The 6,509-nt window shown below is 62.0% G+C and carries 5 protein-coding genes and 1 pseudogene; 3 read left to right on the top strand and 3 right to left on the bottom strand.

Annotated elements, in window-relative coordinates:
• Nucleotides 1–11: 11 nt before the first annotated feature.
• Nucleotides 12–1,556, bottom strand: coding sequence for a type VI secretion system protein TssL, long form (gene tssL, locus P9228_RS07370; RefSeq protein ID WP_347404260.1), 1,545 nt, complete (start codon nt 1,554–1,556; stop codon nt 12–14).
• 275 nt (nt 1,557–1,831) lie between these two features.
• Nucleotides 1,832–2,914: a type VI secretion system-associated FHA domain protein TagH gene (gene tagH / locus P9228_RS07375; protein WP_278052863.1), complete on the bottom strand. Its 1,083-nt coding sequence runs from the start codon at nt 2,912–2,914 to the stop codon at nt 1,832–1,834.
• A 308-nt stretch (nt 2,915–3,222) separates the two neighbouring features.
• Between tagH and tssI the strand changes: the two genes are divergently transcribed.
• Genes tssI through P9228_RS07390 form a run of 3 tightly spaced genes read left to right on the top strand, consistent with a single transcriptional unit; the run spans nt 3,223 to nt 6,323 of the window.
• A complete protein-coding gene (gene tssI, locus P9228_RS07380; RefSeq protein ID WP_278052864.1) occupies nt 3,223–5,550 on the top strand; it encodes a type VI secretion system tip protein TssI/VgrG in 2,328 nt (775 codons plus the stop codon).
• 12 nt (nt 5,551–5,562) lie between these two features.
• On the top strand, nt 5,563–5,988 hold the full coding sequence (locus P9228_RS07385; protein ID WP_095825718.1) for a DUF6484 domain-containing protein: 426 nt from the start codon (nt 5,563–5,565) through the stop codon (nt 5,986–5,988).
• Complete coding sequence (locus tag P9228_RS07390; protein ID WP_095825717.1) at nt 5,988–6,323, top strand: hypothetical protein; 336 nt, start codon at nt 5,988–5,990, stop codon at nt 6,321–6,323. Before P9228_RS07385 ends, P9228_RS07390 begins: the two co-directional genes overlap by 1 nt.
• Before the next feature lie 54 nt (nt 6,324–6,377).
• Here the strand turns inward: P9228_RS07390 and P9228_RS07395 are convergent.
• Nucleotides 6,378–6,509 (bottom strand): annotated as a pseudogene (locus P9228_RS07395) (IS630 family transposase); the annotation flags it as partial.

The raw sequence follows: 6,509 nt of genomic DNA on the forward strand, positions 1-6,509 counted from the left end.
GCCGCGCGCGCTCACAACGTCTCCTCCTTCGGGATCATCACGTCGACGCGGCGGTTTTTGGCGCGGCCGTCCGCCGTCGCATTGTCGGCGATCGGTTCGTCCTCGCCCTTGCCGTCCACCGCGACCCGCGACGGGTCCTTGAGCTCGTTCGCCACCATCGCCTGTACGGCTTTGGCGCGCGCGACGGAAAGATCGAAGTTCGATTTGAACTGGCTCGACTTCTTCGGCTTCACATTGTCGGTGTGGCCGACGATCCATATCGGTCCGGGCTCGGCATTGAGAGCCGTGGCGATGTCCGCCGCAATGGGCTGGAACTCCGGCTTCAGTTCGGCTTGCCCGGGCGCGAACAAGAGCTGGTTGCTGATTTCGACCACGATGAAGTTGCCCTTCGTGCCGACCGTCAGCCCGCCGCCGGCGATTTCGTTGGCGAGCGCGGCGCGGATGCGGTCGATCTGGGTGATGGTGGGAACGTCGATCTGGGTGACGGTGGAAACGGCAGGCGGCGACGGGGTGGCTTCCGGCGGAGCGGCTACAGCCGGCTCGGCAACCGGAGCGACGCTCGCGCGCTCGATGGTGACCGGCGTTGAGGGATTGAGCGCCAGCAATTCGCTGGCTGTTGCGTCGCCCTCGTCGGTGATCAGGATCCGTAGTCCGAAGAAGGCCGCCGTCACCAGCGTCGCCGCGGCGGCCGCGACCGCCCATAGCGGCAGCCGCGCCTGGGGCTTTGACAGCGCCGCCGCCATACCTTGCCAATGGGGCGAGATGTCGTCCCCGGCGGGTTGAAAATACCGGATCGTGTCGTAGACGTCGCGCCGGACGCGTTCGAGCGCGTCCCGTTCGCCGACCCTCCCACGATACTGCCCCTCGAACCCGAGCGATAGGCACGCGTGCATCAGTTCGAGGAGGTCGTTATGACCCTCCGGCCGGCCCAGGATCTTGTTCAGCGCCTCGTAGAAACCGGCGCCGGTGGGCTTGGTGTGGAATAACCGAGCCACCAGGCTGTGCGCGCTCCAGCCGTCGTCCTTCGGCCACGGCAGGTTGCCGACCAGATCGTCGGCGGTTTCGCATAGAGCAAATTTAGCAATCCGGGCGTCTTCCTCGGCGATGCCGGCTTTCGCCACCTCCCGCTCGAATGTCTCGATCGCTTCGGTGATGTGCTCTGCCAAAGGGGCCGCCTGCCGCTCGACCGGGATCAGCCGCAGCTGGCCGAACAGCATCAGCAAGGGCGCCGCGGCCGCGAGGATTGGATTTGCCGCGGCGTAATTCACGCCATCCGCGGCACTAAGCAGGATTTCCTGTTGCAACGCGGGCGCCGCCGCTGCAGCGGCAGCCCCGGGAACCGGGTTTTGAACGACCACGGTTCCGGAGGACCAGCCTGTCGGCATCCGCCGGCCGACGCCGGGGTCGAAAACCGTCGATTCCCTGGCGGGTGTCGCAGCGGGCTCAGCGCCAGCCGACGAGGAACTCGCGGGAGCCGCGGGCGAGCGTTGTCTAGGCTGTGGCGCTCGGATGACGGTCTTGTCCGCCGGCCGGGAGGGATCGTCCTTCGAACTCATCGGCGATCCACCGTCGCGGCGCGGCGAACATTTCCTTGACGGGAAATGAGGTCGGCTTGCGGCTTTTCAAGCCGAGCTTTGGGGGCGGGCCGGATGGAAAGGCTCATCTCGCCGAAACATGACATTGCTGCACACGCCCCAAGCCACGCCGCTTTGCCCGCCAGGCAAGCTTCCGTACGCTATCCTAACCGTACAGGCAGCTGATTGAAATCGGAAAGCAGGATGCTCGAAGCAGCGCTTTCTTCTGTGAGACCCGTCACATAGCCCGGGTCCACCTACTTCTGCTTGCTGGCCTTGGCATAGGCTTCGCTGAAATAGGCCAGGAAGACGTCGAGCATGCCGTTTTCATGCTTCTCCTCCATCGTCCGCCAGGTGGCGACGAGGGCATCCCACGCCTGGCTCTTCTTGGATGAGAAGGAGGCCGGCGGCAGCTTCCTGGCGATGGCCTCCGGCGACAGGTCGTCGAGCAGCCTGGAAAGCGCCGCCTGCATGGCGGAATAAGTGGCCAATTCGTGCGTCTTGAGGTCCCGGAAGGCGTCCTCGACGCTCTGCGCGGCGTCGAGATAGCCGGTCCGGCGTTTGGCGAACATGATCTCCAGTATGTCGTCGGTGCCGGGAACGAATTTCAGCGGGTTGTTGTTTTCAGCGCCGATCATCGTGCGGTTGGCGCTCTTGGCCAGCACTTTGGCCGCCGCGCGCGCCTTGAGCAGCAGCGACAACTGCTCGACCGTTGTTCTGAGCACGGTGCCGATCTCGGCGGCTACCTCATGCGGATCGCGCGATTGAAGCAGGTCAGGCGAAATGCCGGCCGCCTTCGCGATATCCTGCAGCAGCATATCGGTTCCCGCGGGCTGGCTACCCTGCTTTACCGGCGTCGGAGGCGCCCGCAGCGCCGAAGATGTCGATGCCGCCCCCCGCCCGGGCCGCTGCTCCGTCCGACTGAAGAAGGGCTCTTTGCCGAGCTCCAGCGGTCTGCCCGTCGATGGCGGCAGCTCGCGTTGCGTCGACGCGGGCCGGGTTCGCGGATGGGCGGCGGCGGCGCCTTCCTCGTCAATCGATACCGCAACGACATAGCGGCCGATCAGCATCCGGTCGCCATGCGACAGCCGGTGCGGACCGGCCATGCGCTGGCTGGAGCCGTTGACGAAAGTGCCGTTGCGCGAGATGTCGTAGAGCCAGAAGCCGCCCGCCTGGAAACGGACTTCGCAATGCCGGCCCGAAATGATCTTGTCCGGATCGGAAAGCGTCCAGTCGCAATTCTCGCGCCCGATCTCGAAGCTGCGGTCGCGGGCGGCGTAGCTCGCGGCGGCGCCGGATGGCAGCCTGTCGACATTGCTGATCTGGAGCGAGATGAACATCCGGAAGCGTCGCCGAACTTGGTCAACAAATGCTTATTCTTCACGCAACTCCGAACGGAAAATCGCTATGCGCTGTTCCGAGAATTGCTCTGGCATTCTAGCAGCTTGCGAGCGCGGCGGGAGAGGAGCGTTTCACACCGGCGCATGTCGGGTTTAGCCACAGCTGTTATTTGGCCGCCACCAAACATGTGCTAGGCTGAAAAAGGTCCGGTGCGGTGGGTGCGAAAAGTTCCCGAACGTGATGCGGTTAACATAGCGGGGGCTTCAATCCATCATACTGGCGGCCGCGTCCAGGAGGGGCACGACCCATGCCGAACGAACGCGCCACGGTTGTGCAGACGCCCGTTGGCGGCGATGTGCTGACCTTCACCCATCTCGTCGGGCGCGACGAGATCAGCCGTTGTTTCGCCTATACGATCGGCTTCGTCTCCAAGAGCCATGACGTCGATCCGCTGAAGATGCTGGGCGGCGTCGTTTCGGTCGAGGGCGAATCCGATCCGAAACGCTGGTTCAGCGGCCTTGTGTCGGAATTCAAGCTCATCCGCATCGAGGACAGGCTCGCCTTTTATGAGGCGATGGTCAGGCCATGGCTCTGGTTCCTCGGCAACACCACCGATTGCCGCATCTTTCAGAATATGACGGCGGTCGAGATCGTCGAGAAAATCTTCTCGAAATACGGCATCGCGAAATTCGAGAAGCGGCTGCAGGGGTCTTATCCCCAGCGCGAATATTGCGTCCAGTATGACGAGAGCGATCTGGACTTCGTGCAGCGGCTGATGGAGCACGAGGGCATCTTCTATTTCTTCGAGCATGACGAGGGCAAGCATACGCTGGTCCTGTGCGATGCGATGAGCAAGCTGAAGCCGGCGCCGGGCTACGAGAAGGTGCTTTATAATTTCGAGGGCCAGGGCTCGCGGCGCGACGTCGAGTACATCACCGAATGGATTCCAGGCAGCGCGGTGCGGCCGGGGGCCTATGCCCACACCGACTTTGATTTCGAGAAGCCCGGCGCGGATTTGATGGCGAAGTCCGCCCAGCCGTTCAGCCACAAGGAGGCCGCGGGCGAGAACTACCGCCAGCCCGGCGCGCATCTCGATGTCGGGCGCGGCGACACGATTGCGGGGATTCGCCGCGAGGAGCTTCAGGCCGTGCACCAGCGCAGCACGGCGGTGGGCACCGTGCGCGGCCTCTTCTCTGGCTGCAAGTTCAAGCTGGAAAGCTTTCCGCGCGACGACCAGAACCAGGACTATCTGGTGATCAGCGCCGAGTACCGGCTGTTCGATCCGGGCTACCGGACCCAGAACGAGGCCCATAGCGAGAATTTCAAGGTGGTGCTCGGCGTGGCGCCCGCCACATTGCCCTACCGGCCGCCGCGCATCACCCCGCGGCCGATCATGCGCGGCCCACAGACAGCGACGGTGGTGGGCCCCTCGGGCGAGGAAATCTTCACCGACAAATATGCGCGCGTGAAGGTGCAGTTCCACTGGGACCGCCTCGGCAAGAAGGACCAGAACTCTTCCTGCTTCGTGCGGGTGTCGCAAACCTGGGCCGGCAGCGGCTGGGGCTTCATCCAGATCCCGCGCATCGGCCAGGAGGTGATCGTCGACTTCATCGAAGGCGACCCGGACCTGCCGATCATCACTGGCCGGGTCTACAACGCGTCGCAGATGCCGCCCTACGGGCTGCCGGGCAATGCGACGCAATCGGGCTGGAAGTCCAATTCCTCAAAGGGCGGCGGCGGTTACAACGAGCTGATGTTCGAGGACAAGGCCGGCTCCGAACTGGTCAATTTCCAGGCCCAGAAGGACCACCATCTGCTGATCAAGCACGACCGCAACAAGCTGGTCCAGCACGACCAGTCCGACCGCATCGACCACGACGCCAAGCACTCCGTCGGCCACAACCTCGACGAGGACGTCGGCAACAACAAGACGGTCAAGATCGGCGTCGACCAGACGACGAATATCGGGTCGAACGATACCGAAACGGTGGGCGCGAACCGCTCGCTGACGGTGATGGCGAACGAGACCATCCATGTCGTGGCGAACTCGACGGAGAATATCGACGCCAACCACTCGCAGACGGTGGGGCTGGTGCAGACGGTGACGGTGGGTGCGGCGCGTGTCGATACGGTTGGGGCGGCTGAGGCGAGGACCGTGGGCGCTTCGCAGACGAACACGATCGGCGCGTCGCGGAGCGTGACGGTAGGAACTGGGCAGAGCCACGATATTGGAGCGGCTGATAGCTGGAACATCGGAACCGGGCAAAGCGTCAATGTCGGCGCCGATCAGAGTTTCAAAATTGGAGGTGGTCAGACTACTGAAATCGGCAAGGGCCGCAGCGCCAAAATTGCAGAAGACGATGCTACGCAAGTGGCTGGCGCACGCGCACTGAAGATTGGCAAGGGCAGCGTGGTCGAGATTAACGAAGACGGTGCTATCAGAGTTGGGAAAGATTTGGTGATCGACGCGGGAGACTCAATCGTCATCAAGTGCGGATCAGCTGCAATCGGCATGAAGAAGGACGGCACGATCACGATCGAAGGCAAGGATATCACGGTCAAAGGATCGGGTAAGATCAACGTGAAGGCTTCTAGCGATATCACGATGAAAGGTTCGGAAATAAAGCAGAATTGAGGGCGTTAAAAAATGACACGGACGGCCGAACGGATCGACGGAGTTGTGATCGGTATATTCCTGGGCTTCGGCGAGAATGCCCCCTTGGTCGTCTTTCCGGGCAACCTGCGAGAGACGGCTGTTCCCGCGCGTAGCCTTGCAGAACTCACTTCGGAAATGATTGGCGCAGAGGTAGCTCTGCTGTTTCAAGACGGAGATCCCGGTCGACCGCTTATCGTGGGGCGCATCATTGATTCCGTTCCCAAGTCGGATACTTCGACGGTGATTCGAGACGGTGATCGAATCCGAATTAGCGCCAACGAGCGTATCGAGCTTCGCTGCGGCAAGGCGACCATCGTCATGGAGAAGGATGGCCACATCACAATACGGGGTACGTATTTGACAAGCCACGCCAGCGCGGCAAACCGTATCCGCGGCGGCTCGGTCAATTTGAATTGATGCCCGCGCCAGTTCTTCGCGAAATTGTCCGTCAGCATGCCGAGATGGCGGCATTCTTATGGACCGTTTACGACTACCATCTACTCCACCCTGCCGAAAATCCTGACATGGATGACGTGCGCCTTGGCCGTCTGATAGAGAGACTGGAGGCGCATCTTGATGGATTAAGGGAAGCAGGTGAAATTGGCAGCGAAATTGCGAAGGAGCGTTACGATGAATACCCCGAACTGGGAGAATTGTTTGTAGTTCGCATGTTGTCTGTGTCCAATCCGCCGAGGATCGCTGATCTTGACGCCGCCAGAGTTCGCGCATGGCTCGTCGCCAATAGAGAATAGCCAACTCGGCGGCCTATTTCGGCGCGTATTCACTTAAGCTAGAGCGGCGGATTTTCATGTGAGTCCATAGCCTGCGGCAGTGAAGTAGTTTCTGCATTCTGTTGGGGAGAACAGATTGCAGATATCGCCGATGGCCTGCCACAGGGCGTCGATGGTTCTGATGGCCTTTGCGCGCAGATGCGCCTT

The organism is Mesorhizobium sp. WSM4898, assembly GCF_029625845.1.
GTDB lineage: Bacteria > Pseudomonadota > Alphaproteobacteria > Rhizobiales > Rhizobiaceae > Mesorhizobium.